Annotated in this window: 19 protein-coding genes; 10 read left to right on the forward strand and 9 right to left on the reverse strand. The window is 60.7% G+C overall.

Annotated elements, in window-relative coordinates:
* Positions 1-42: 42 nt before the first annotated feature.
* From prpF to D8U60_RS20530, 5 genes are all read right to left on the reverse strand, one after another.
* Positions 43-1,233, reverse strand: coding sequence for a 2-methylaconitate cis-trans isomerase PrpF (prpF, locus tag D8U60_RS20510; protein WP_130900792.1), 1,191 nt, complete (start codon positions 1,231-1,233; stop codon positions 43-45).
* A gap of 55 nt (positions 1,234-1,288) precedes the next feature.
* A complete protein-coding gene (gene acnD / locus D8U60_RS20515) occupies positions 1,289-3,883 on the reverse strand; it encodes a Fe/S-dependent 2-methylisocitrate dehydratase AcnD (protein ID WP_016773823.1) in 2,595 nt (864 codons plus the stop codon).
* Positions 3,884-4,074: 191 nt separating this feature from the next.
* A complete protein-coding gene (prpC, locus tag D8U60_RS20520; protein WP_130900793.1) occupies positions 4,075-5,202 on the reverse strand; it encodes a 2-methylcitrate synthase in 1,128 nt (375 codons plus the stop codon).
* Between the two features lie 126 nt (positions 5,203-5,328).
* The gene (gene prpB / locus D8U60_RS20525; RefSeq protein ID WP_041479146.1) at positions 5,329-6,219 is read right to left on the reverse strand and encodes a methylisocitrate lyase; all 891 of its coding nucleotides are present in this window, start codon (positions 6,217-6,219) and stop codon (positions 5,329-5,331) included.
* A complete protein-coding gene (locus D8U60_RS20530) occupies positions 6,216-6,938 on the reverse strand; it encodes a GntR family transcriptional regulator (RefSeq protein WP_177435487.1) in 723 nt (240 codons plus the stop codon). The genes prpB and D8U60_RS20530 overlap by 4 nt, the downstream gene beginning before the upstream one ends.
* Positions 6,939-7,297: 359 nt before the next feature.
* Between D8U60_RS20530 and D8U60_RS20535 the strand changes: the two genes are divergently transcribed.
* The 4 genes from D8U60_RS20535 to pabB all read left to right on the forward strand — a co-directional run bounded on the left by D8U60_RS20535 (position 7,298) and on the right by pabB (position 11,938).
* The gene (locus D8U60_RS20535; RefSeq protein WP_041479149.1) at positions 7,298-7,834 is read left to right on the forward strand and encodes an ATP-dependent zinc protease; all 537 of its coding nucleotides are present in this window, start codon (positions 7,298-7,300) and stop codon (positions 7,832-7,834) included.
* Positions 7,835-7,839: 5 nt separating this feature from the next.
* Positions 7,840-9,375 carry an inactive transglutaminase family protein gene (locus D8U60_RS20540; protein WP_130900795.1) on the forward strand — a complete coding sequence of 512 codons (1,536 nt, stop codon included), beginning with the start codon at positions 7,840-7,842 and terminating at the stop codon, positions 9,373-9,375.
* Entirely contained in the window at positions 9,375-10,361 is a 987-nt protein-coding gene (locus D8U60_RS20545) for an alpha-L-glutamate ligase-like protein (RefSeq protein ID WP_016773817.1), read from the forward strand. The genes D8U60_RS20540 and D8U60_RS20545 overlap by 1 nt, the downstream gene beginning before the upstream one ends.
* A 233-nt stretch (positions 10,362-10,594) precedes the next feature.
* Complete coding sequence (gene pabB, locus D8U60_RS20550) at positions 10,595-11,938, forward strand: aminodeoxychorismate synthase component I (RefSeq protein ID WP_130900796.1); 1,344 nt, start codon at positions 10,595-10,597, stop codon at positions 11,936-11,938.
* Between the two features lie 183 nt (positions 11,939-12,121).
* Here pabB and thrH read toward each other — a convergent pair whose 3' ends face one another.
* Positions 12,122-12,739, reverse strand: coding sequence for a bifunctional phosphoserine phosphatase/homoserine phosphotransferase ThrH (thrH, locus tag D8U60_RS20555; protein WP_016773816.1), 618 nt, complete (start codon positions 12,737-12,739; stop codon positions 12,122-12,124).
* A gap of 164 nt (positions 12,740-12,903) precedes the next feature.
* On the opposite strand from thrH, the gene D8U60_RS20560 reads away from it, so the two are divergent.
* From D8U60_RS20560 to D8U60_RS20570, 3 genes are all read left to right on the forward strand, one after another.
* Positions 12,904-13,644, forward strand: coding sequence for a phosphoadenylyl-sulfate reductase (locus D8U60_RS20560; RefSeq protein WP_122611940.1), 741 nt, complete (start codon positions 12,904-12,906; stop codon positions 13,642-13,644).
* 576 nt (positions 13,645-14,220) lie between these two features.
* Positions 14,221-15,759, forward strand: coding sequence for an NCS1 family nucleobase:cation symporter-1 (locus D8U60_RS20565; RefSeq protein WP_122881612.1), 1,539 nt, complete (start codon positions 14,221-14,223; stop codon positions 15,757-15,759).
* Positions 15,760-15,813: 54 nt separating this feature from the next.
* Positions 15,814-16,542, forward strand: a complete 729-nt coding sequence (locus D8U60_RS20570) for an aspartate/glutamate racemase family protein (RefSeq protein ID WP_122881613.1) — start codon at positions 15,814-15,816, stop codon at positions 16,540-16,542.
* A gap of 131 nt (positions 16,543-16,673) precedes the next feature.
* Here D8U60_RS20570 and D8U60_RS20575 read toward each other — a convergent pair whose 3' ends face one another.
* On the reverse strand, positions 16,674-17,597 hold the full coding sequence (locus D8U60_RS20575; RefSeq protein ID WP_130900797.1) for a LysR family transcriptional regulator: 924 nt from the start codon (positions 17,595-17,597) through the stop codon (positions 16,674-16,676).
* Between the two features lie 125 nt (positions 17,598-17,722).
* Here D8U60_RS20575 and D8U60_RS20580 point away from each other — a divergent pair, with 125 nt between their 5' ends.
* Positions 17,723-18,469, forward strand: a complete 747-nt coding sequence (locus D8U60_RS20580; RefSeq protein WP_016773811.1) for a 3-oxoacyl-ACP reductase family protein — start codon at positions 17,723-17,725, stop codon at positions 18,467-18,469.
* A gap of 60 nt (positions 18,470-18,529) precedes the next feature.
* Here D8U60_RS20580 and D8U60_RS20585 read toward each other — a convergent pair whose 3' ends face one another.
* The gene (locus D8U60_RS20585) at positions 18,530-19,225 is read right to left on the reverse strand and encodes an HAD-IA family hydrolase (protein WP_130900798.1); all 696 of its coding nucleotides are present in this window, start codon (positions 19,223-19,225) and stop codon (positions 18,530-18,532) included.
* Positions 19,226-19,464: 239 nt separating this feature from the next.
* On the opposite strand from D8U60_RS20585, the gene D8U60_RS20590 reads away from it, so the two are divergent.
* Both D8U60_RS20590 and D8U60_RS20595 read left to right on the forward strand, forming a co-directional pair.
* Complete coding sequence (locus D8U60_RS20590; protein WP_130900799.1) at positions 19,465-24,255, forward strand: RHS repeat-associated core domain-containing protein; 4,791 nt, start codon at positions 19,465-19,467, stop codon at positions 24,253-24,255.
* Positions 24,248-24,622, forward strand: a complete 375-nt coding sequence (locus D8U60_RS20595) for a hypothetical protein (protein WP_130900800.1) — start codon at positions 24,248-24,250, stop codon at positions 24,620-24,622. The genes D8U60_RS20590 and D8U60_RS20595 overlap by 8 nt, the downstream gene beginning before the upstream one ends.
* Before the next feature lie 69 nt (positions 24,623-24,691).
* Here D8U60_RS20595 and D8U60_RS27705 read toward each other — a convergent pair whose 3' ends face one another.
* A complete protein-coding gene (locus D8U60_RS27705; RefSeq protein WP_016773805.1) occupies positions 24,692-24,859 on the reverse strand; it encodes a hypothetical protein in 168 nt (55 codons plus the stop codon).
* Between the last annotated feature and the right edge of the window lie 151 nt (positions 24,860-25,010).

Raw genomic sequence — 25,010 nt, forward strand, 5'->3', positions numbered from 1 at the left:
AGATCGCAGCCTTCGGCAGCTCCTAATTGGTTTTGTGTTAAGTCAGAAAGAATCTCCGGGCACGCGGACATAGCCTTCCATGAGCACCCGCGCACTGCGGCTCATGATGGCTTTCTTCACCACCCACTCGCCATTCTCCAGCGTCGCCTCAGCGCCCACGCGCAAAGTCCCCGACGGATGGCCGAAACGCACCGCATCGCGCTCAATCCCACCCGCAGCAAGATTCACCAACGTCCCGGAAATCGCCGCCGCCGTGCCGATCGCCACCGCTGCCGTGCCCATCATGGCGTGGTGCAGCTTGCCCATCGACAACGCGCGCACCAGCAGGTCCACGTCACCAGCAGCGATCGCTTTACCACTCGACGCCACGTAATCCGCAGGCTTGGCGACGAACGCAACTTTCGGCGTGTGTTGCCGCTTGGCGGCTTCTTCCAGATTGGCGATCAGGCCCATGCGCAACGCACCGTAGGCACGAATTGTCTCGAACATCAGCAGCGCTTTTGGATCGCCGTTGATCGCGCCCTGGAGTTCGGTGCCGGTGTAACCGATGTCTTCGGCGTTGACGAAAATCGTCGGGATCCCGGCATTGATCATGGTCGCCTTGAACGTGCCCACACCCGGGACCTCAAGCTCATCGACCAGATTGCCGGTGGGGAACATCGAGCCACCGCCGCCCTCTTCTTCCGCCGCCGGATCCATGAATTCAACCTGCACTTCCGCCGCCGGAAAGGTCACGCCGTCGAGTTCGAAATCACCGGTTTCCTGCACTTCGCCGTTGGTGATCGGCACGTGGGCGATGATGGTCTTGCCGATGTTGGCCTGCCACACGCGCACCACCGCCACGCCGTTGTGCGGAATGCGGCTGGCGTCGACCAGACCGTTGCTGATGGCGAACGAACCGACCGCCGCCGAGAGGTTGCCGCAGTTGCCGCTCCAGTCGACGAACGGCTTGTCGATCGACACTTGTCCGAACAGGTAATCGACGTCGTGATCGGCCTTGAGACTCTTGGACAGAATCACGGTTTTGCTGGTGCTCGACGTCGCGCCGCCCATGCCGTCGATCTGCTTGTCGTAGGGATCGGGGCTGCCGATCACTCGCAGCAACAAAGCGTCGCGCGCCGGGCCTGGAACCTGCGCTGGTTCGGGCAGATCCTTGAGGCTGAAGAACACGCCTTTGCTGGTGCCGCCGCGCATGTAAGTCGCAGGGATTCTGATTTGTGGTGCGTGAGCCATGATTGCTCCTTCTAAGCGGCCAAGGGACTCATCACCCCTCGGCCGCTGAACCTGTTTAAACGGCTACCGCCGATCCTTCGAGGAAATCCTGTGCGAAGCGCTGCAACACGCCGCCGGCCTCGTAGATCGACACTTCTTCCGCGGTATCGAGACGGCAGGTCACCGGCACTTCGACGCGCTCGCCGTTCTTGCGATTGATCACCAGCGTCAGATCCGCACGCGGCTTGCGCTCGCCGATCACGTCGTAGGTTTCGCTGCCGTCGATGGCCAGGGTGTGGCGGTTGGTGCCGGGTTTGAATTCCAGCGGCAACACGCCCATGCCCACCAGGTTGGTGCGATGAATGCGCTCGAAACCTTCAGCGGCAATCGCCTCGACGCCGGCCAGGCGCACGCCTTTCGCCGCCCAGTCGCGGGACGAACCCTGACCGTAGTCAGCGCCAGCGATGATGATCAGCGGCTGCTTGCGTTGCATGTAGGTTTCGATGGCTTCCCACATGCGCATGACCTGGCCTTCCGGCTCGACACGCGCCAGCGAACCCTGCTTGACCTTGCCGTTTTCCACGACCATTTCGTTGAACAGTTTCGGGTTGGCGAAGGTCGCGCGCTGGGCCGTCAGGTGGTCGCCACGGTGGGTGGCGTAGGAGTTGAAGTCCTCTTCCGGCAGGCCCATTTTCGCCAGGTATTCGCCGGCGGCGCTGTCGAGCATGATCGCGTTCGATGGCGACAGGTGATCAGTGGTGATGTTGTCCGGCAGCACCGCCAGCGGGCGCATGCCCTTCAGCGGACGAGCGCCGGCCAGCGCGCCTTCCCAGTACGGCGGACGGCGGATGTAGGTGCTCATCTCGCGCCAGTCGTACAGCGGCGCGACTTTCGGCCCGGTGTCTTCATGCACGGCGAACATCGGAATATAGACCTGACGGAACTGCTCAGGCTTGACCGAAGACTTCACCACCGCATCGATTTCTTCATCGCTCGGCCAGATGTCTTTCAGGCGGATTTCCCGGCCATCGACCACGCCCAGCACATCCTTCTCGATATCGAAACGGATGGTCCCGGCGATCGCGTAGGCAACCACCAGCGGCGGCGAGGCGAGGAATGCCTGTTTGGCGTACGGGTGAATGCGCCCGTCGAAGTTGCGGTTGCCGGAAAGCACTGCGGTCGCGTACAGATCGCGGTCGATGATCTCTTGCTGGATCAGCGGATCGAGGGCGCCGGACATGCCGTTGCAAGTGGTGCAGGCAAACGCCACGACGCCGAAACCGAGCTGTTCCAGCTCAGTGGTCAGCCCCGCTTCGTCGAGGTACAGCGCCACGGTTTTCGAGCCCGGCGCCAGCGAAGATTTGACCCACGGCTTGCGCGTCAGGCCGAGCTTGTTGGCATTGCGCGCCAACAGGCCTGCGGCGATGACGTTGCGCGGGTTGCTGGTGTTGGTGCAACTGGTGATCGCGGCGATGATTACTGCGCCGTCGGGCATTTGCCCCGGCACGTCATCCCACTGGCCGGAGATGCCTTTGGCCGCCAGATCCGATACCGCAACGCGGGCGTGCGGGTTGCTCGGGCCGGCCATGTTGCGCACCACCGAGGACAGATCAAAAGTCAGGCCGCGCTCGTATTGCGCACCTTTGAGGCTGTCAGCCCACAGGCCGGTGAGTTTGGCGTACTGCTCGACCAATTGAACCTGCTGGTCTTCACGACCGGTCAGTTTCAGGTAATCGATGGTCTGCTGGTCGATGTAGAACATCGCCGCCGTGGCGCCGTATTCCGGGGCCATGTTGGAGATGGTCGCGCGGTCACCGAGGGTCAGCGCTGCTGCACCTTCACCGAAGAACTCCAGCCAGGCGCCGACGACTTTCTGTTTGCGCAGGTATTCGGTCAGGGCCAGGACCATGTCGGTGGCGGTGATGCCCGGTTGCAGCTTGCCGGTCAGTTCGACGCCAACGCTTTCCGGCAGACGCATCCACGACGCACGGCCGAGCATCACGCTCTCGGCTTCGAGGCCGCCAACGCCGATGGCAATCACGCCCAGCGCATCGACGTGCGGCGTGTGGCTGTCGGTGCCGACGCAGGTGTCGGGGAACGCCACGCCTTCGCGCACTTGAATCACCGGGGACATTTTCTCCAGGTTGATCTGGTGCATGATGCCGTTGCCCGGCGGGATCACATCGACGTTCTTGAAGGCCTTTTTGGTCCAGTTGATGAAGTGGAAACGGTCTTCGTTGCGGCGATCTTCGATGGCGCGGTTCTTCTCGAAGGCCTGGGCATCGAAACCGCCCGCCTCGACGGCCAGCGAGTGGTCGACGATCAATTGCGTCGGCACCACCGGGTTGACCTGCGCCGGATCACCGCCCTGCAAAGCGATGGCATCGCGCAGGCCAGCGAGGTCGACCAGCGCGGTCTGGCCGAGAATGTCATGGCAGACCACCCGCGCCGGGAACCACGGGAAATCGAGATCGCGCTTGCGTTCGATCAGTTGCTTGAGCGAGTCGGTGAGCGTGGCCGGGTCGCAGCGACGCACAAGGTTTTCCGCCAGCACGCGGGAGGTGTACGGCAGGGTGTCGTAGCTGCCAGGCGCAATCGCCTCGACCGCCGCGCGGGTGTCGAAGTAATCCAGCGGCGTGCCGGGCAGGTTCTTGCGGAATTCTGTGTTCATCGGGTCAGGACTCGGGTCACGGTGGTTTCAAAGGGTGGGCGTTACACCGACCTCAAGGGTCACACCGCCCCGTGTAGGAGCTGCCGAAGGCTGCGATCTTTTGATCTTGCTTCTGGAAAATCAAAGTCAAAAGATCGCAGCCTTCGGCAGCTCCTACAGGGGTCTGCGGTGTACTCGGCTTAGCTCACCATTCAGCGACGTTCGATTGGCACGAACTTGCGCTGTTCGACGCCGGTGTATTCGGCGCTTGGGCGGATGATGCGGTTGTTGGCGCGTTGTTCGAACACGTGCGCGGCCCAGCCGGTCAGGCGCGAGCAGACGAATATCGGCGTGAACAGCTTGGTCGGGATACCCATGAAGTGGTACGCCGAGGCATGGTAGAAGTCGGCATTCGGGAACAGTTTCTTCTGCTCCCACATGGTCTTGTCGATGGCTTCCGATACCGGGAACAGCACCTTGTCACCGACCTCGTCCGCGAGTTTTTTCGCCCAGCCCTTGATCACCTCGTTGCGCGGGTCGCTGTCCTTATAGATCGCGTGGCCGAAGCCCATGATCTTGTCCTTGCGCTCGAGCATGCCGAGGGTGCCTTTGATCGCCTCTTCCGGTGAACCGAAGCGCTCGATCATTTCCATCGCCGCTTCGTTGGCGCCACCGTGCAACGGGCCACGCAGCGAACCGATGGCCGCCGTCACGCACGAGTACAGATCCGACAAAGTCGAGGCGCAAACGCGTGCGGTGAAGGTTGAGGCATTGAATTCGTGTTCGGCGTAGAGGATCAGCGACACGTTCATCACTTTGACGTGCAATTCACTCGGTTTCTTGCCGTGCAGCAGGTGCAGGAAGTGGCCGCCGATGGTTGGCTCGTCGCTGACGCAGTCGATGCGCTTGCCGTCGTGGCTGAAGCGATACCAGTAGCACATGATCGCCGGGAACGCGGCCAGCAGACGGTCGGTCTTGTCGCGCTGTTCGGAGAAGTCTTTCTCCGGTTCGATGTTGCCGAGGAATGAGCAACCGGTGCGCATGACGTCCATCGGGTGGGCGTCGGCGGGAATTCGTTCGAGCACTTCTTTCAAAGCCTGCGGCAGGTCGCGCAGCTTGCTCAGTTTGCTTTGATAGTCGGCCAGTTGCGCTTTGGTCGGCAGTTCGCCGTACAGCAGCAGATAGGCGACTTCTTCAAATTGCGCGTCGGCGGCCAGTTCACGCACGTCGTAGCCGCGATAGGTCAGCCCGGCTCCGGCCTGGCCCACGGTGGACAGCGCGGTTTGCCCGGCAACCTGGCCACGGAGCCCGGCGCCACTGAGTACTTTTGCTTCGGCCATTGTTGTCTCCAATCTTGAATTTGTTAGGGAGTGCGGGAAAAAGATCGCAGCCTCGTTGCACTCGTCAGCTCCTACAGGGGAATGTGGTTCATGTAGGAGCTGCCGCAGGCTGCGATCTTTTGATCTTCATTTTTTCGCAGCAAACAACGCATCGAGCTTCTGCTCGAACGTGTGGTAATCGATACGATCGTAGAGCTCCATGCGAGTCTGCATGGTATCGATGACATTCTGTTGCGTGCCATCGCGGCGGATCGCCGTGTAGACATTTTCCGCTGCCTTGTTCATTGCACGGAATGCCGACAGCGGATACAGCACCAGCGACACGTCAGCGCCGGCCAGTTGTTCGGTGGTGTACAGCGGCGTTGCGCCGAACTCGGTGATGTTGGCCAGGATCGGTGCTTTCACACGATTGGCGAACAGCTTGTACATGTCCAGCTCGGTAATCGCCTCAGGGAAAATCATGTCAGCGCCGGCCTCGATGCACGCCGCCGCACGATCGAGTGCCGATTCCAGACCTTCCACCGCCAGCGCATCGGTGCGCGCCATGATCACGAAGCTGTCATCGGTACGGGCATCGACGGCGGCTTTGATGCGATCGACCATTTCCTGCTGGCTGACGATTTCTTTATTGGGGCGATGGCCGCAGCGCTTGGCGCCGACCTGATCCTCAATGTGAATTGCCGCCGCGCCGAACTTGATCATCGACTTGACCGTGCGCGCCACGTTGAAGGCCGACGAGCCAAAACCGGTGTCGACATCCACCAGCAGCGGCAGGTCGCAAACGTCGGTGATACGGCGCACGTCGGTCAGCACATCATCCAGCCCGGTGATGCCCAGGTCCGGCACGCCCAGCGAGCCTGCGGCCACGCCGCCGCCGGACAGGTAGATCGCCTTGAAACCGGCGCGCTTGGCCAGCAGCGCGTGGTTGGCGTTGATCGCGCCGACCACTTGCAAAGGATGCTCGCTGGCGACCGCATCGCGGAAGCGCTGGCCCGGCGTGTTCAGGTTGGAAGTCATGCATCACCTCGTTCAGTGGCTGTCTTGTTGTGGGCGCCGTCCTCGTAGTGACGGGCGATGTTGCGTTTCGAGGCGCCGATGTGGCGGCGCATCAACAATTCCGCGAGCTCGCCGTCACGGTCGGAGATGGCATCGAGAATGCGGTGGTGTTCGGCGAAGGCCTGGTGCGGGCGGTTCGGCGTGGTGGAAAACTGGATGCGGTACATGCGCACCAGTTGATACAGCTCGCCGCAGAGCATCTGCGTCAGCGTGCGATTGCCGCTGCCCTGGATGATCCGGTAATGAAAGTCGAAATCGCCTTCCTGCTGGTAGTAACCGACGCCGGCCTGAAACGCCGCATCGCGCTCGTGGGTTTCCAGCACCCGGCGCAGTTCGTCGATCTCCTCGACGCTCATGCGCTCGGCAGCGAGGCGGCAGGCCATGCCTTCGAGAGATTCACGGATTTCGTAGAGTTCGATCAATTCGGCATGGCTGAGCGAGACCACCCGCGCACCGACGTGCGGCACGCGCACCAGCAGGCGCTGCCCTTCCAGACGATGGATCGCCTCACGCAGCGGACCCCGACTGATGCCATAAGTACGCGCCAGTTCCGGCTCGGAGATCTTGCTGCCCGGGGCGATCTCGCCTTTGACGATAGCCGCCTGGATACGGCGGAAGACGTTTTCCGACAGCGTCTCGGAATCGTCGCCATTGATGACCGGGGGATCGAGTTGATCCAGCATGATTGTCGACACCTTTAAATCCAATGCGGCAAAAACTAGCCAATCTGGCCCGATGAGTCAAAGGATAAATAGGTATTGTCGACAATCGTCTAATAACCGCAAAAAGATCGCAGCCTTCGGCAGCTCCTACAGGGCGCACGCAAATCCAAATGTAGGAGCTGCCGCAGGCTGCGATCTTTTGATCTTGCTACACCCTGCCCCAAGCGCTGGCGCCATAAAACCACCGTGCTAGAATGCCGCCCGCATTTGCGGGTCTTTGTACGGCTTGCCATAAAAAGCTGCCAGGCACACGCGGGGGCTTGCGCACGGTTGTGCGGGCACCTGAACCGATAACGGAACGCTGCGCACCAGGATTTATGAGACTCAAGCCTTTCCCCACCTTTTTTGCTCTGTTTTGCCTGCCCGGCCTCGCCGCCGCGGGGGAAAAAACCGTGTACGGCCTCAACGAATACGCTTCGCTTGACGGCATCAATCTCGAAGTTGCGGCCAAACTCGACACCGGGGCGAAAACCGCCTCGCTGAGCGCCCGCGACATCAAACGTTTCAAACGCAACGGTGAATCCTGGGTACGTTTCTACCTGGCCATCGACACCGCGCATTCACACCCCATCGAACGGCCGCTGGCTCGCGTCAGCAAGATCAAGCGCCGCGCCGGCGACTACGATCCGGAAGAAGGCAAGCAGTACACCGCCCGTCCGGTTATCGAGCTGGATATCTGCATGGGTTCGGCATTGCGCAGCATCGAAGTGAACCTCACCGACCGAAGTGCGTTCCAATACCCGCTTTTGATCGGCTCCGAGGCGCTGAAACGCTTCGACGCGCTGGTCGACCCCAGTCTTAAATACGCTGCCGGCAAACCTGCCTGCACCATCGCCGCTCATACCGCCGAGTAATTTCCATGCGTTCTCTAACCTTCCACCTGAAAATCCTGATCGCCGTGCTGGTGCTGCTGGGCGTTTCGGTTACGGCCTATCAGATTTTCGTGCTCGGCATCCCGGTGACCGAAGACGCCACCGACGACCTGTGGAACATCGACGCCAAGGTCGAGTTCGTCGCCAACACCAAGGATCCGGTGAAGATCCAGATGTTCGTGCCGCCGTTGAGCCGCGATTACGTGAGCCTCAACGAAAGCTTCATCTCCAATAACTACGGCGTCGCGGTCAACCGCATCGACGGCAACCGCAAGGTGACCTGGTCGGCCCGTCGCGCCAAGGGCAACCAGACGCTGTATTACCGTCTGGTGCTGACCAAGCGCTACACCGCGGAAAAATCCAAGGTCAAAGGCCCGACCTTCCGTGACAGCATGGTCATCGAAGGCCCGGAAAAGATCGCCGCCGAAGCCCTGCTCGCGCCGATCCGCCAACATTCGGCCGACGTCGAAACCTTTATTGGCGAGGCGATCAAGCGCGTCAACAACGTGAATGACGACAACGTCAAGTTGCTGCTGGCCGGCGATCCGTCGACCTCGCACAAAGCCAAGATCGTCGAACTGCTGCTGTCGATTGCCCACGTTCCGGTAGAAAAAGTCCACACCATCCGCCTCGTCGCCGATCAGCCACAGACACCCGAACTGTGGCTGCGCAGCTTCAACGGCAACGACTGGCTGTACTTCAATCCGGAAACCGGTGAGCAAGGCCTGCCGACCGACCGCCTGCTGTGGTGGACCGGCGATGAAAACCTGATCACCGTCGACGGCGGCAAGAAAGCCAACGTGACCTTCAGCCTGAACAACAGCGAGATGAACGCGATTCGTCTGGCCAAGCTGACCGACGAAAACACCGACGCCAACTTCCTCGATTATTCGCTGTACGGCTTGCCGCTGCAGACCCAGCAGACCTTCATGATCATGGTGATGATCCCGATCGGCGTGCTGGTGATCCTGATCCTGCGCAACCTGATCGGCCTGCAGACCCTGGGCACATTCACCCCGGTGCTGATCGCCCTGGCCTTCCGCGAAACGCAGCTGGGCTTCGGCATTCTGCTGTTCACGGTGATCACCGCGCTGGGCCTGTCGCTGCGCTCGTATCTCGAACATCTGAAACTGCAAATGCTGCCGCGCCTGTCGGTGGTGCTGACCTTCGTTGTGGTGTTGATTGCGGCGATCAGTCTGTTCAGCCACAAGCTGGGGCTTGAGCGTGGCTTGTCGGTGGCGCTGTTCCCGATGGTGATTCTGACCATGACCATCGAGCGTCTGTCGATTACCTGGGAAGAACGCGGCGCCAACCATGCGCTGAAAGTCGCCATCGGCACGCTGTTCGCCGCCTCCCTGGCGCACCTGATCATGACCGTGCCGGAGCTGGTGTACTTCGTGTTTACCTTCCCGGCGATCCTGCTGATTCTGGTCGGTTTCATGCTGGCGATGGGTCGCTACCGCGGCTACCGCCTGACCGAACTGGTGCGTTTCAAGGCCTTCCTGAAGAAGGCTGACGCCTGATGTTCGGTTTCTGGAAGACCTGGAAGGCCCTCGAGGCGCGCGGCATCATGGGCATCAACCGCCGAAACGCGGACTACGTGCTCAAGTACAACAAGCGCAGCCTGTACCCGATCGTCGATGACAAGATCCTCACCAAGGAACGCGCCATCGCCGCCGGCATTCACGTGCCGGAGCTGTACGGGGTGATCTCCACCGAGAAGGAAATCGACAAGCTCGACGAGATCATCGGCGGGCGCAGCGACTTCGTGATCAAACCGGCGCAGGGCGCGGGTGGCGATGGCATCATCGTCATCGCCGACCGCTTCGAAGGCCGTTATCGCACGGTGTCGGGCAAGATCCTCGCCCACGAAGAGCTGGAGCATCACATCTCCAGCATCCTCACCGGCCTGTACTCGCTGGGCGGCCACCGCGACCGCGCACTGATCGAATACCGTGTGACCCCGGACCAGATCTTCAAGAGCATCAGCTACGAAGGCGTGCCGGACATCCGCATCATCGTGCTGATGGGCTACCCGGTGATGGCGATGTTGCGTCTGCCGACCCGCCAGTCAGGCGGCAAGGCCAACCTGCACCAGGGCGCCATTGGCGTTGGTGTGGATCTGGCGACCGGTTTGACTCTGCGCGGCACCTGGCTGAACAACATCATCACCAAACACCCCGACACCACCAACGCGGTGGACGGCGTGCAACTGCCCTACTGGGACGGTTTCATGAAACTCGCCGCCGGCTGCTATGAGCTGTGCGGGCTGGGTTATATCGGTGTGGACATGGTGCTCGATCAGGAAAAGGGTCCGTTGATTCTCGAACTGAATGCGCGGCCGGGGCTGAACATTCAGATCGCCAACGATTGCGGCCTGACCTTGCGCACTCACGCGGTCGAAGCGCGGCTGGAAGAGCTGAAGGCGCGGGGCGTTAAGGAATCGGTAGAAGAGCGGGTGGCGTTTACCCAGGAGATGTTTGGGCATATTCCTGCGGTCGAGGGCTGATCCCCCACATTGATCGTTCCCACGCTCTGCGTGGGAATGCAGCCCGTGACGCTCCGCGTCACAGTGGACGCAGAGCGTCCATGGCGGCGTTACCACGCGGAGCGTGGGAACGATCAAAGAACCCGAGCTTCAACTCTGCCGCCCATCTGCCAATCGCCGACATCCCCTCTAGGAGCAATTCCCGCAGAGGACTACAATCCCCACCCCGCCTCAACGGCCGATCTGCCCCGCCCATGTTGACCTGCTCCGTACACCCACTGCCCTACCGCGCCAACCCCGCCGACTATTTCGCGGCCATTCGCAACGCACCCGGCGCCGTGCTGCTCGACAGCGGCCGGCCGAGCGCTGAACGCGGCCGTTATGACTTGCTCAGCGCCTGGCCGCTGGAACAATTGGCAGTATTGCCGGACGAGAACGGTGCGCACTTTGTGCAGCGCCTGCGCGACAACCTCAGCCGCTTGGGCGAAGCTCAGTTGCCTGCCGGGTATGAATTACCATTCGCCGGCGGACTGATCGGCTATCTGAGCTACGACTTCGGCCGGCATCTGGAAAACCTGCCGAGTCAGGCGCTGGATGACCTGCAACTGCCCGATGCGCGTTTTGGCCTGTACGACTGGGCGCTGATCAGCGATCACCACGGGCAAACCAGCCAATTGGTCTTTCATCCATCGCTTGTCGACAGTGAACGGCAGCGATTGGTCGCGCTGTTCACTCAGCCTCAAGTTGACGCGCTGGCGCCCTTCAAACTGAACGCCCCGATGGCCGCTGATCTCTCGGCCGACGATTACCGTCAGGCCTTCGAACGCATTCAGGACTACATCCAGGCTGGCGACTGCTATCAGGTCAACTTCGCGCAACGCTTTCGTGCTGAATGCCAGGGCGATCCGTGGCTGGCTTACTGCGCTTTGCGTCAGGCCTGCCCGACGCCGTTCTCCGGGTTCCAGAGCCTGCCCGACGGCGGCGCAGTGCTGAGCCTGTCACCGGAGCGTTTCGTCAGAGTCAGCCAGCGCCAGGTTGAAACGCGTCCGATCAAGGGCACCCGCCCTCGCGGCCTGACTCCAGCCGAAGACGCCGCCAACGCCGCCGAACTGCTGGCCAGCCCCAAGGATCGCGCGGAAAACCTGATGATCGTCGACCTGCTGCGCAACGACCTCGGGCGCACCTGCCGCATCGGCTCGGTGCGGGTGCCGGAGTTGTTCAGTCTGGAGAGCTATCCGAACGTGCATCACCTGGTCAGCAGCGTGACCGGTGAACTGGCGGCGGATCGTGATGCGCTGGACCTGATCGCTGGCAGCTTCCCCGGCGGCTCGATCACCGGCGCACCGAAGATTCGGGCGATGCAGATCATCGACGAGCTGGAACCGACCCGGCGCGGTCTGTATTGCGGCTCGTTGCTGTATCTGGACGTGCGCGGCGAGATGGACAGCTCCATCGCCATTCGCAGTCTGCTGGTCAAGGATGGTCAGGTGTGCTGCTGGGGCGGCGGCGGGATCGTCGCCGATTCGGACTGGCAGGCGGAGTATCAGGAGTCGATGACCAAAGTGCGGATCCTGCTCGATACCCTGCAGAACCTCTGAAGCATCGCGAGCAGCCTCCCACACCGATCGTTCCCACGCTCCTGCGTGGGAATGCAGCCCGGGACGCTCCGCGTCCCTTTCAGAAGCCGAACGCGGAGCGTCCGATGAGGCATTCCCACGCAGAGCGTGGGAACGATCATCGTGTGGGAGCGAGCCTGCTCGCGAAGACGCCCTTCCAGACGACTACAAACTCAACTCTCTATTAGAGGCCTTGAGAAATTCCTGCTTCAGCTCTTCAAACGTATGCACCGCGGGAAACTGCGGAAACTCGCGAATCACGTTGTCCGGCGCGTGAAACAGAATCCCCGCATCCGCCTCGCCGAGCATGGTCGTGTCGTTGTACGAATCACCCGCCGCGATCACCCGGTAGTACAGACTCTTGAACGCCAGCACCGACTGGCGCTTGGGATCTTTCTGGCGCAGTTGATAGCCCGTCACCCGACCGCTTTCGTCAGTGATCAAGCGGTGGCAAAGCAGAGTCGGGAAGCCCAGCTGGCGCATCAGTGGCTGTGAAAACTCATAAAAGGTGTCCGATAGAATCACCACCTGGAAACGCTCGCGCAGCCAGTTGACGAACTCCACCGCGCCATCCAGCGGTTTCAGTGTGGCGATCACTTCCTGAATGTCCGAGAGCTTGAGGCCGTGCTCATCGAGGATGCGCAAACGCTGCTTCATCAATACGTCGTAATCGGGAATGTCCCGAGTGGTGGCCTTGAGGGAGTCGATTCCGGTTTTTTCGGCGAAGGCGATCCAGATTTCCGGTACCAGTACCCCTTCAAGATCCAGGCAAGCAATTTCCACAAGACACTCCCGTTTGTAGTGATTATTGAGTCGAGCGAGGCCGAACTCTAGCGTTTGCACCCGAGGCGCGCAACGCAGAGGACGCCCCGGGCGCGGCAGCTTTTTGTTACCATCGGCCCCCTATAGAGCGCCCGAGCGCCATTGACCTGTAGGAAGCCGCCCTGATGAGCCCATCGTTCGACGTCGTGGAACTCGCCACGACCTATGCCAACAAATCCGCCCAGGACATCCTCAAGCTCGCCTTCGCCGAGTTCGGCGATGACTTGTGGATATCTTTCAGCGGCGCCGAGGACGTGGTGCTGGTGGACATGGCGTGGAAGCTGAACAAGAACGTCAAAGTGTTCAGCCTCGACACCGGCCGCCTGCATCCGGAGACCTACCGCTTCATCGAGCAAGTGCGCGAGCATTACCAGATCGACATCGAAATCGTCTCGCCGGACTACACGAAACTCGAACCGTTCGTGAAGGAAAAAGGCCTGTTCAGTTTCTACAAGGACGGCCACGGCGAATGCTGCGGCATCCGCAAGATCGAGCCGCTGCGCCGTAAGCTGTCCGACGTCAAAGCCTGGGCCACCGGCCAGCGCCGCGATCAGAGCCCGGGCACCCGCAGCGCTGTGGCGGTGCTGGAAATCGACACAGCCTTCTCGACACCGGAACGCACCCTGTACAAGTTCAACCCGCTGGCGCAGATGACCAGCGAGGAGATCTGGGGCTACATCCGCATGCTCGAACTGCCGTACAACAGCCTGCACGAGCGCGGCTTCATCAGCATCGGCTGCGAACCCTGCACCCGCCCGGTGCTGCCGAACCAGCACGAGCGCGAAGGCCGCTGGTGGTGGGAAGAAGCCACGCAGAAAGAATGCGGCTTGCACGCGGGGAATATCATCAGCAAGAGCAAGGTTTGATCATTTGCTGAAATGAGTTCCCCTGTGGGAGCGAGCCTGTTCGCGAAAGCGCAGTTGCAGTCAACGTTTCAGTTGCCTGATCCACCGCATTCGCGAGCAGGCTCGCTCCCACATTGATAGGTGCCAGGCACACAAAAGGTGTACACAAGGTTGTCACCATCGGTGCCATTTATGTGTGCACTTTCAGTTCTGACGCCCTGAAAAGTTACACTCCCCAGCAGAATCCCCATCTGCTTGCCCCTCTGCAAACTCCCTCCCCTGAAAAAAATCCCTGCCCGATCGATCAATTTATATCGCCTGTTTTTCAGCCACTTATGCCGCATTGATAACTATTCGAAATGAGCCCTGCCGCTTATAAATTGGCAACTGGCACAAATCTGGCTTTATCGCATACATGTTTTGTATACAAAACCGCAAAACATGCACACTTTCGATCCGCAAGCCTGAAGCGCCCTATCCCGTACAGGCTGCAGATGCCCCGTAACCAGTGATGCCTTCACCGTCGCGACGAAGATTTGTCGAGCTTGAGCGCTCATGCACAGTCATCGCGGGAGTGAACGTCAGGAGCCTGCCGGAATGCGTACAAGTCTTTCGAATAACATCGCGCTGAATCTGCCCTCCGCCACGCTCGATCAACCGTTGCCCGATGACGGACTGAGCGAGCCGCTTCAACTGAGCCCGCGTCTGCACAACAGCGATCTGGCGCCGACCAAAGCCGAAGGCCGGCGCTGGGGCCAGTACAGCATCTTCGCCCTGTGGACGAACGACGTGCACAACATCGCCAACTACTCGTTCGCCATCGGCTTGTATGCGTTGGGCTTGGGCGGCTGGCAGATTCTGCTGTCGCTGGGGATCGGCGCGGCGCTGGTGTACTTCTTCATGAACCTGTCCGGGTACATGGGGCAGAAAACCGGGGTGCCGTTTCCGGTGATCAGCCGGATCAGTTTCGGCATCCATGGTGCGCAAATTCCTGCATTGATCCGGGCGGTTATCGCCATCGCCTGGTTCGGTATTCAGACGTACCTCGCCTCGGTGGTATTCCGCGTCCTGCTGACCGCCGTGCATCCGGGCTTTGCCGAATACGATCACAACTCGATTCTCGGCCTGTCGACTCTGGGCTGGGTGTGCTTCGTTGCCATCTGGCTGGTGCAACTGGCGATCCTCGCCTACGGCATGGAGATGGTGCGCCGTTACGAGGCGTTTGCCGGACCGGTGATTCTGCTGACCGTTGCTGCCCTCGCCGGGTGGATGTACTTCCAGGCCAACGCGACCATTGCCTGGTCGATCCGCGAGCCGCTGACCGGTGGCGAGATGTGGCGCAACATCTTTGCCGGCGGCGCGTTGTGGCTGGCGATTTACGGCACGCTGATCCTCAACTTCTGCGATTTCGCCCGTTCTTCGCCGTGCCGCAAAACCATCAAGGTGGGAAATTTCTGGGGTTTGCCGGTGAACATTCTGGTATTCGCCGCGATTACTGTGTTGCTGTGTGGCGCGCAGTTCCAGATCAACGGGCGAATCATCGAAAGCCCGACCGAAATCATCGCCTCGATCCCCAACACATTCTTTCTGGTGCTCGGCTGCCTGGCTTTTCTGATCGTCACCGTCGCAGTGAACATCATGGCCAACTTCGTCGCCCCGGCGTTCGTCCTCAGCAACCTGGCGCCGAAGTACCTGACCTTCCGCCGCGCCGGGTTGATCAGCGCGACCATTGCCGTGCTGATCCTGCCGTGGAACCTCTACAACAGCCCGCTGGTGATCGTGTATTTCCTGTCGGGCCTCGGCGCCCTGCTCGGCCCGCTGTACGGGGTGATCATGGTCGACTACTGGTTGATCCGCAAAGGCCGCATCAACGTGCCGCAGCTCTACAGCGAAGACCCCAACGGCGCTTATTACTACAGCCGCGGCATCAATTTCCGCGCGGTGGCGGCGTTTATTCCTGCAGCGCTGATCGCCATCGTCCTGGCCCTGGTACCTGGTTTCCACAGTGTTTCGCCGTTCTCCTGGCTGATCGGTGCCGGTATCGCCGGCATGCTTTACCTGATCATCGCCAAACGCCAGACGCATTACGCCGAAGTCAGCGGCGAATGCATCGCTGTGGATAACGTCAGCCACTGATCCCTTCGCGGCCCGGTTTTCGGGCCGCACCACTGCCCGCAATAAGGATTTTCCATGCGTATTCTCGTGGTCAACGTCAACACCACCGAATCCATCACCGACGCCATCGCCCGCTCGGCGCAGGCCGTCGCTTCACCCGGTACCGAAATCGTCGGCCTGACCCCATTCTTCGGCGCCGAATCGATTGAAGGCAATTTCGAAAGCTACCTGGCCGCCATCGCCGTGATGGACCGGGTGATGGCCTACGATCAACCCTTCGATGCGGTGATCCAGGCCGGCTACGGCGAACATGGCCGCGAAGGCTTGCAGGAACTGCTCAACGTGCCAGTGGTAGATATCACTGATGCGGCGGCCAGCACCGCGATGTTTCTCGGCCATGCCTACTCGGTGGTGACCACACTGGATCGCACCGTGCCGCTGATCGAGGATCGGCTGAAATTGTCCGGCCTGTGGGATCGCTGTGCCTCGGTGCGCGCCAGTGGTCTGGCGGTTCTGGAGCTGGAACACGAACCGCAGCGCGCACTGGAAGCGATTGTGCAGCAGGCCGAACTGGCGGTGACCCAGGACAAGGCCGAGGTAATTTGCCTGGGCTGCGGCGGCATGGCCGGGCTGGACGAGCAGATCCGCCGGCGCACCGGCGTGCCGGTGGTGGATGGCGTGACGGCGGCGGTGACGATTGCCGAGTCGCTGGTGCGTTTGAAGTTGTCGACGTCGAAGGTGCGGACTTATGCGACGCCACGGCCGAAGAATATTGTTGGCTGGGCGCAGCGCTTTGCTCGATAGACCGAGTTATCGTTCATCGCGGGCAAGCCCGCTCCCACAGGGTTTTGTGTTCTTTGCAACATGTGTGAGCAACTCAAAACTTGTGGGAGCGGGCTTGCCCGCGATAGCCGCAACTCGGTTTGGTGCCTGGCTCAGATAGCACTAAACCGCCGCCCCAGTCCCTGCTCAGCAAACTGTTCAATCACGAAATCCACAAACGCCCGGGTCTTGCCCGGCAACAATTTGTGCTCGGCGTAATAGATCGAAATGTTGCCGTCATCGACAAACCAGTCCGGCAGCACCCGCTGTAACGTCCCTGCCTGGAGATACGCGACCGCAAACGGCATGCTCACCAGCGCAATGCCCAAACCTTGCATCGCCGTTGCACAGGCAGCCTCGGAATCACTCATGGTCATCCGCGCCCGCAATGTCAGCGGACTGTGTTGCTGATCGCGGTGAGTCAGTTGCCAGGAACGCACGCGCCCGGTCTGCGGTGAGCGAATCAGAATGCCGTCGTGTTGCCTGAGGTCATCGGGATGGCTGATCGGCGCATGTTTTTGCAGATAGTCCTCCGATGCCACCAACACCCGATGCGCCGGTGTCAGCCTGCGCGCAACCACGCCTTGTGGCAGTTCAAAGCCGCCGCCAATCGCCGCGTCGAATCCCTGCCCGATCAGATCGACCTGGCGGTTATCGAAATGCCAGTCCGGGTTGATCGCCGGATAACGCCGCAGAAACTCACCGAGCAGCGGCACGATATACAGACGGCCGAACACCGTGCCCATGCTGACTTTCAGCGTGCCGGCCGGTTGCCCGCCGGCACTGGCCAGATTGGCCACGGCATTCTGGATGGTGGTCAGGCTGGCGCTGACTTCACTCAAAAACAGCTGCCCCGCTTCGGTCAGGGTCAGGCTGCGTGTACTACGCTGGAACAGCCGCACGCCAAGCCGCGCCTCCAGTTTCGCCACGCTCTTGCCGACCGCCGCCGGGGTCAGGCTCAAGCGTCGCGCGGCTTCGGCGAAGCTGCCGACTTCGGCGCTGCGCACAAAGCATTCGATACTGCTGAACGTTTCCATGATCGCCACTATAAACTTCTGGTTTACACAGACTATAGCAATCATGGTCTACCCGGTTGTCGATGCCACGCCGATACTCGGCACCAACACCAAGGCATTCCGCCTCGAACACTTGGAGATCGAACATGACCACTCAACACCTCAGCGGCAAAGTCGCTCTGATTCAAGGCGGTTCGCGCGGCATCGGCGCAGCCATCGTCAAACGCCTGGCCGCTGAAGGCGCCGCCGTCGCTTTCACTTACGTCAGCTCCGCCGCCAAAGCCGAAGAACTACAGAACAGCATCACCGGCAACGGCGGCAAAGCCTTGGCGATCAAGGCTGACAGCGCCGATGCCGGCGCGATTCGCCACGCCGTCAGCGCCACCGTCGAAGCGTTTGGCCGGCTGGACATTCTGGTCAACAACGCCGGCGTACTGGCCATCGCGCCGCTGGAAGATTTCAAACTGGAAGACTTCGATCAGACTTTGGCCATCAACGTGCGCAGCGTGTTCATTGCTTCGCAGGAAGCAGCGAAACACATGGGCGAAGGCTCGCGGATCATCAACATCGGCAGCACCAACGCCGACCGCATGCCTTTCGGCGGTGGCGGTGTCTACGCGATGAGCAAATCGGCACTGGTCGGCCTGACCAAAGGCCTTGCCCGCGACCTCGGCCCACGGGGCATCACCATCAACAACGTGCAACCTGGCCCGGTCGACACCGACATGAACCCGGCCCACGGCGAATTCGCCGACAGCCTGATCCCGCTGATGGCCGTCGGTCGTTACGGCACCGCCGATGAAATCGCCAGCTTCGTCGCCTACCTGGCCGGGCCGGAAGCCGGTTACATCACCGGTGCCAGCCTGACCATCGACGGTGGTTTCGGCGCCTGACAGACCGGCAAAAAAAACGCCGCCCTTCTTTATAGAAGGGCGGCGTTTATGTTTAAGCGGTCAAGCCAGTTCCAGCATCGGCAGGCCAAATACGCTGGGCGTGAAATCTTTCAGCGAGCGAATAATGCCGTCAGCGTGGGCATATTTCTCATCGGCCATCGCTGCGTCGGGGATGGCGATCGCGGTCATGCCTGCCGCTTTCGCTGCGGTGACGCCAAACGGCGAATCCTCGAACACCAGACAATCCTTGGGCGCAACGCCCAAACGCCGGGCGGCGGTGAGGAAAATATCCGGCGCCGGTTTGGCCGCGCCGACTTCCGGATCGTCCGCCGTGACGATGAAATCGAACAGCGCAAACCAGTCGCGATGCAAAGTGGTTTTCTGCCCGAACGACTGGCGCGACGAACTGGTGCCCACCGCGATCGGGATGTTGTGCGCCTTGAGGTGACGCACCAGCGCTTCGGCCCCCGGCATCGCCTGCGCCTTGGGGAAACGCTCGCGCATCAGCGGCTCGCGGATCTGCAGGAATTCTTCCGGAGTGATCGGTAGTTCCAGCGCCTGCACCACGTAATTGGCCAGGTCATTGGCACCGCGACCAATGATGTTTTGTTTGACGCTCCAGTCGAAGGTTTTCCCGTAGCGCCCGGCAATCAGCGAGGTGACCTCGGTGTAAATGCCCTCGGTGTCGAGCAGCAAACCGTCCATATCGAAAATCACGGCCTTGATCGGGCCGAACGTCTTCAGCGGTGCATTCATCATCGGATCCGTTAACAAAGACATCCCGGGCGACAGGCAACGTGCCGCAACGCGGATCTGATTAATGGGTTCAGCAGCATAGCGAGGCCGATGGACATTGAGCAACGGGCAATGCCATCGACGCCTTTTCGCATTTAGCGAAAACTCCTACAGACACTGCCTACTTCCCCGACTTCTTTCCTTTTTGATCCCCCGCAAAGTCCGCGCTCCCGTTTTTTCACATGCGCGAGCGACTGCGAATGTTTCAACCCGATCGGCTCCTGGCCCTGAACAACAGCATCGGACTGCTGGTGGTGGCCGCCCTGAATCCGAAGCAGCCAGATTTCGAAGCGCTGATCGACGAGTTCCGCCTGTGCCTGAACAACTACGACGCCTGGGCCGAGCAGTTCTGGACCGGGACCGCGCTGGACATCGAGCAGGTGTTCAAGGTTGGCAATGACGTACAACTGAGCGCGCCGATCACCTCGCGCGCACCTGTCAGCTCATCGGTGGTCATGTGTCCGGCCAGCGGGCCGCTGACCCTGGTGCATTTGTTCGAAACCGCGCGCTTCGTGCCGATCGGCGACACCCCGGTGACCCTCGAACCGCTGCTCAGCGACGTCGACGGTGTGCTGACCTTCGGCGAACCACTGCGCTACACCATTGGCCCGAGCGGGATCCTCGAGGTCACCGATTGCGTGCGGAGCCAGCGCTACCGCGTCACCTTCTTTCCCGATGTTTCTACCGACCATGTCCGCGCCCTGTATGCCTCATATGAAGGCGTGATTGCCGGTCTTGAAGGCTGGCTGCGCAGCGAATGGACAGGCTTCCAACCGCAGTGGACGGAGTTTTCCAGCGCCGGCTTTCTTGATCGTTACGGACAGTTGCAACGGGCCGATTGGCGCGGCCTGGAAAAAGCCCTGAATGGCGTCTGGGATGACATTCAACAACTGTTCGCCCTACTTGCCGATCTGCAGGAGCACAGCGCAAAGCTCCTGGAATACCTGAGCGAAGCCGAACTTGAGGCGCTGCTGGCGGCTTCCAGCGAGGCGATTGCCAACGCTTTGTTGATGCTCAGCGACGAGCCGTTGCTGTTCATTCATCTGGCCGCGTTCACCAGTTGGCTGAAGATGCTGCCGCCGCAATACCTCGCCGAGGTGACGGCCGAAGTTCGCACCGAGTTGCTCATCAGTTTCCTGTTGATGCGCGTCGCCGGGGGTGCCGGCGTATCGCTGCGTTTGAGCAGCAAGGTCCTGGCGAAGATCAAGTCGCCACGGGCGCGGGAATGGCTGGCCGCGTCAGCCTTGCGTCTGGCTGAGCTGACTTCGACGCCGGAGCTCAAGCAGCACGCGAGCACGCTGAAGCCGCTGATGTTTCATGCGCGCGAGGTGGAGCTGAAGCCGACGCCATCGATTCCGCTGAACATTCGCCAAGCCAATGAAGTTGTGTTGAGCGTGCCGAATCCGGCGCCACTCGCGCGGGACAAATCTCAAAACATGGCGCGCCTTGAGCGCCATGAGCCACACGACGACGTCCCCGACCAATCGAAAAACCCCAACGGCGACGCCGCCGATTGCGTGCCCAAAACCTGTACCAATGGCTGCCCGGTGTCGATGGTCACCGGCGAAGAACTGCTGACCCTGACCGACGCCGTGCTCGACGGCGTGTTGCCCTTCGAGTTCACCCGTTTGTACCGCAGCAGCGCGGTCGAGATCGACATCGGCCTGGGTTTCGGCTGGAGCCACACGCTGGCCCATCGGCTGGCCTTCGACGGTGATGGCGTGATCTGGATCGACCACGAGAACCGCCGCACTCGTTTTCCCCTGCCCAACGTCGCGCGCCCGGCGATTCACAACAGCCTGTCGCGGGCGGCGATCTTTCTTGGCGATGAGCCGGAAGAACTGATTCTGGCGTTGGCCGGCGATAGTGCGCGGTTCTATCACTTTCGCGCCGGCCGGCTGACCGCAATCAGCGATGTCTACGGTAATCGTCTGACCCTGCAACGCGATCGCTCCGACCGCATTCAGCGTCTGGACAACGGCGCCGGCCGCGCCCTGCTGTTGCGCTATGACCGCGCGCAGCTGGTGGCGATCGATTACCAAGTTTTTGTTCAGGGCGAGTGGACCACCGAGCAAAACCTTGCCACCTACAGCTTCGATGCCCGGCAACGCCTGCTGGTCGCGACCAACGCGGTCGGCGACAGCGAGCGCTACGACTACGACGACCACCACGTCATCCTCCAGCGCCAGTTGACCGGCGGTGCCAGCTTCTTCTGGGAGTGGCAGCGCGAGGGCAAAGCGGCGCGCTGCGTGCGCCACTGGGCGTCGTTCTCGCAGATGAACACCCGTTACGTCTGGAACGATGACGACGCCAGCGTGACCGTGCATTACGTCGACGGCACCGAAGAAGTCTACGTCCACGACGAGCGCGCGCGGCTGGTGCGCCAGGTTGCGGCCGATGGCGGCGAGCAGCTCAAGGCCTATGACCAGCAGGGGCGCTTGATCGCCGAGCAGGATGCGTTGGGCGCGGTCACCGAATACCGCTACGACGAAGTCGGACGGCTGATCGCGGTGATTCCGCCGGACGATGCACCAACGTCCTACGAGTACCGCAACGGTTTTCTCTACAAGCGTTGCCGTGGTGAGGCGGTGTGGATCTATCGGCGCAACGCTGAAGGCGCCGTCACCGAAGCGGTCGATCCCGACGGCCAGGTCACCCATTACTACTACAACCTGCGCGGGCAGTTGCTGTCGCTGCGTTATCCGGACAGCAGCCGCCACCGCTGGGTGTGGAACGAGCTGGGCCAGCTCATCGAGGAAACCCTGCCCGATGGCGGCGTGCGGCGCTTTTCCTACGATGCGCTGGGCCGGCGGATTACCACTCAGGACGAATTTGGTGTCGTCAGCCGTCAGGAGTGGGACGCCGCCGGCCGACTGATCCTGACGACTTCTCCTACGGGCAGCACGCGCGCCTACAGCTACGGCGCCTACGGCCAGATCACCGCAGAACGTGACGAGCTCGGTCGTATCACCCGCTATGAATATGACGATGACCTGCACCTGGTCTCGCGGCGGATCAATCCTGACGGCACCCGCGTGCAGTATCGCTATGACCATGCGCGGCTGTTGCTGACCGAGATTGAAAACGAATCGGGCGAAAAGTACCGACTGGATTACACGCCGACCGGGCTGATTCGACAGGAAACCGGGTTTGATGGGCGCCGGACTGCCTATGCCTACGACCTCAACGGGCACCTGCTGGAGAAGACCGAGTTCGGCGAGCAGGGTTTATCGCTGGTCACCCGGTACGAGCGCGACGCGGCTGGACGTTTGCTGGTCAAGACCCTGCCCGATGGCGCCAAGATCCGCTATGACTACGACCGCCTCGGTCGGTTGATCGGTGTCGATGACGGGCAAAACCATCCGCTGGCCTTTGAGTACGACCGTCAGGACCGGCTGATCACCGAGCATCAGGGCTGGGGCACCTTGCGTTACGCCTATGACGCGTGCGGCCAGCTCAAACGCCTGCGCCTGCCGGACAACAGCAAGCTCGACTATCACTATGCCAAGGGCGGTGCGCTGTCGGCCATCGACCTCAACGGCACGCCGCTCACGCGCCACGTCTACCACTGCGGTCGTGAACAGCAACGCCAGCAGGGTCTGCTGCTCAGCGAATATTCCTACGACGATCAGGGCCGCTTGCTCGCCCATGCTGTAGGTCATCGCCACGCCTCGCTGTACCGCCGCGATTATGCCTACAGCGCCAACGGCAATCTCGAGCACATCGCCGACAGCCGCCACGGCCAGCGCACCTACGGCTACGACGCCCTCGACCGGTTGATCCGCGTACGTCACTCACGCGACGAACTGCCCGAATCCTTCGCCCACGACCCGGCCGGCAACCTGCTGATGCAGGACCGCCCCGGCCCTGCGCAGATCAAGGGCAATCGCCTGCTGATGCAGGGCGACCGTCATTACGACTACGACGCCTTCGGCAACCTGATCCGCGAACGCCGAGGCCACGGCCAGACCCTGGTCACCGAATACCGCTACGACTGCCAGCACCGCCTGATCGGCCTGACCCGCCCTGACGGCCAGACCGCCACTTATCAATACGACGCCTTCGGCCGCCGTATCCGCAAAACCGTCGACGGCGCCGTCACCGAATTCTTCTGGCAAGGCGAACACCTCGTCGCCGAAAGCAGCGCCACGCAATACCGCAGCTTCCTCTACGAACCCGGCACCTTCCGCCCACTCGCGATGCTCGACGGCAAAGGCCCGAAAAAGGCCTGCCCGTTCTACTACCAACTCGACCACCTCGGCACCCCACAGGAACTCACCGACTACAGCGGCGAAATCGTCTGGTCCGCGCAATACGACGCCTACGGCAAAGTCGCCGCCGTCACCCTCGCCGGCGAAGACTACCTCGACCAACCGCTGCGGTTTCAGGGGCAGTATTTCGATGTTGAAAGTGGGCTGCACTACAACCGGCATCGGTATTACGACCCGAGATTGGGAAGGTATCTGACACCGGATCCGGTGAAGCTGGCGGGTGGGTTGAACCAGTACCAGTACGTGCCGAATCCGACGGGGTGGGTGGATCCGTTGGGGTTGACGTCCAATTGCCCACCGCCGAATAAGCCTGGGTGTGAGGTTCCGGGGGCAAGTGATGGGGTTAAGGTTGATGAGGGGGAGCCAGCAGTCCCCGCACCTAGGTCACCGCCCCAAAATTTTGGCAGCAATGAAAAACTGGCCGGACACTATGAAAAACATGGGGCGGAGTTCAACGCGACGAGCCAGGAAGAGTACCTGTCTACTGCGAGAATGGTTATAAATCACGGCACGCGCATTGAGTACGAGTACAAAGGCGAAGCCCGATCAGGTTATCTGCGTCTTATGGGAACCAATAGAAAGGGCGAGGCAAAATTCGCTTTCGTAGGTACCAATAATAAAAATGAAATCACGACGCTCCACGCCAAGAGTGGAAAAGAATTATGGCGAACAATAAATGGAGCCGGGAAAGACAAAACGGTGAGACCTGCAGATGATTAAAAAGTATCTGGTAAATATCGTTGAAATTGACCCCATGATTGAGGAGATGGTCCTGCTCAGCATCAACGGTGTGACTGTGAGATGTTTCGCAGGCCACTGCCCGTCAGTCATCGAAGTAGGTGAGACCTACTCAGCCGAGTTCGAAATGGTGCTGCCGGACGAAATAGACATCTCAACATGTGAAAGCAGCGAAACACGTGTCGAGATGCTTGACAATGGTTTCTCATGCGATATCTACGGGCGCTTAGAAGGCGATACGCTCAAGTCGTTCGTCGAATTTGCGGATCAAGATATCCACTTCGATTTTCCGCACCTCAATGGTCAGTTTGTAAAAATCAGAGCACAAAGAATCGACGTATCATTCTGAGGAACAGATTTTTCTGTAGGGCCTGCTGAGTCAGGCCCTTAAACCATCATTCAACACCTCAACCCCACCTCACTGCTCATCCCCATCCTCCTCATACTCCATATCCGCCTCATCCGCATCATTCAACGGCACCGTCGCATCATCCATCAGCGAGCCGGGATCTTCATTCCCCGGATCATTGATAAACGGCAATCCACTCGGGCCCTTCTCTTCTTTGCCTTCAGTTTCAGGGGTCATGGTGCACCTCTTGAGCGTGTGGGATGTATCACGTTCGAAAAGCCCTGCCGCCAATCGTTCCTCTTTCTGACGGCCAGACACAAAAAACCCGGCGCCACAGACTGTGTGAAAACCTAGCAATCTGCGCAGCGCTCAAAGAAAATGCTCCGTA

Source organism: Pseudomonas sp. Sample_11 (genome assembly GCF_004307505.1).
Classification (GTDB): domain Bacteria; phylum Pseudomonadota; class Gammaproteobacteria; order Pseudomonadales; family Pseudomonadaceae; genus Aquipseudomonas; species Aquipseudomonas atacamensis.

What these genes read in the sequence shown, in the direction of transcription:
- prpF (WP_130900792.1), bottom strand. Translation starts at nt 1,233, where the DNA reads ATGGCTCACGCACCACAAATCAGAATCCCTGCGACTTACATGCGCGGC.
- acnD (WP_016773823.1), bottom strand. Translation starts at nt 3,883, where the DNA reads ATGAACACAGAATTCCGCAAGAACCTGCCCGGCACGCCGCTGGATTAC.
- prpC (WP_130900793.1), bottom strand. Translation starts at nt 5,202, where the DNA reads ATGGCCGAAGCAAAAGTACTCAGTGGCGCCGGGCTCCGTGGCCAGGTT.
- prpB (WP_041479146.1), bottom strand. Translation starts at nt 6,219, where the DNA reads ATGACTTCCAACCTGAACACGCCGGGCCAGCGCTTCCGCGATGCGGTC.
- D8U60_RS20535 (WP_041479149.1), top strand. Translation starts at nt 7,298, where the DNA reads ATGAGACTCAAGCCTTTCCCCACCTTTTTTGCTCTGTTTTGCCTGCCC.
- D8U60_RS20540 (WP_130900795.1), top strand. Translation starts at nt 7,840, where the DNA reads ATGCGTTCTCTAACCTTCCACCTGAAAATCCTGATCGCCGTGCTGGTG.
- D8U60_RS20545 (WP_016773817.1), top strand. Translation starts at nt 9,375, where the DNA reads ATGTTCGGTTTCTGGAAGACCTGGAAGGCCCTCGAGGCGCGCGGCATC.
- pabB (WP_130900796.1), top strand. Translation starts at nt 10,595, where the DNA reads ATGTTGACCTGCTCCGTACACCCACTGCCCTACCGCGCCAACCCCGCC.
- D8U60_RS20560 (WP_122611940.1), top strand. Translation starts at nt 12,904, where the DNA reads ATGAGCCCATCGTTCGACGTCGTGGAACTCGCCACGACCTATGCCAAC.
- D8U60_RS20565 (WP_122881612.1), top strand. Translation starts at nt 14,221, where the DNA reads ATGCGTACAAGTCTTTCGAATAACATCGCGCTGAATCTGCCCTCCGCC.
- D8U60_RS20570 (WP_122881613.1), top strand. Translation starts at nt 15,814, where the DNA reads ATGCGTATTCTCGTGGTCAACGTCAACACCACCGAATCCATCACCGAC.
- D8U60_RS20575 (WP_130900797.1), bottom strand. Translation starts at nt 17,597, where the DNA reads ATGGAAACGTTCAGCAGTATCGAATGCTTTGTGCGCAGCGCCGAAGTC.
- D8U60_RS20580 (WP_016773811.1), top strand. Translation starts at nt 17,723, where the DNA reads ATGACCACTCAACACCTCAGCGGCAAAGTCGCTCTGATTCAAGGCGGT.
- D8U60_RS20585 (WP_130900798.1), bottom strand. Translation starts at nt 19,225, where the DNA reads ATGAATGCACCGCTGAAGACGTTCGGCCCGATCAAGGCCGTGATTTTC.
- D8U60_RS20590 (WP_130900799.1), top strand. Translation starts at nt 19,465, where the DNA reads ATGTTTCAACCCGATCGGCTCCTGGCCCTGAACAACAGCATCGGACTG.
- D8U60_RS20595 (WP_130900800.1), top strand. Translation starts at nt 24,248, where the DNA reads ATGATTAAAAAGTATCTGGTAAATATCGTTGAAATTGACCCCATGATT.
- D8U60_RS27705 (WP_016773805.1), bottom strand. Translation starts at nt 24,859, where the DNA reads ATGACCCCTGAAACTGAAGGCAAAGAAGAGAAGGGCCCGAGTGGATTG.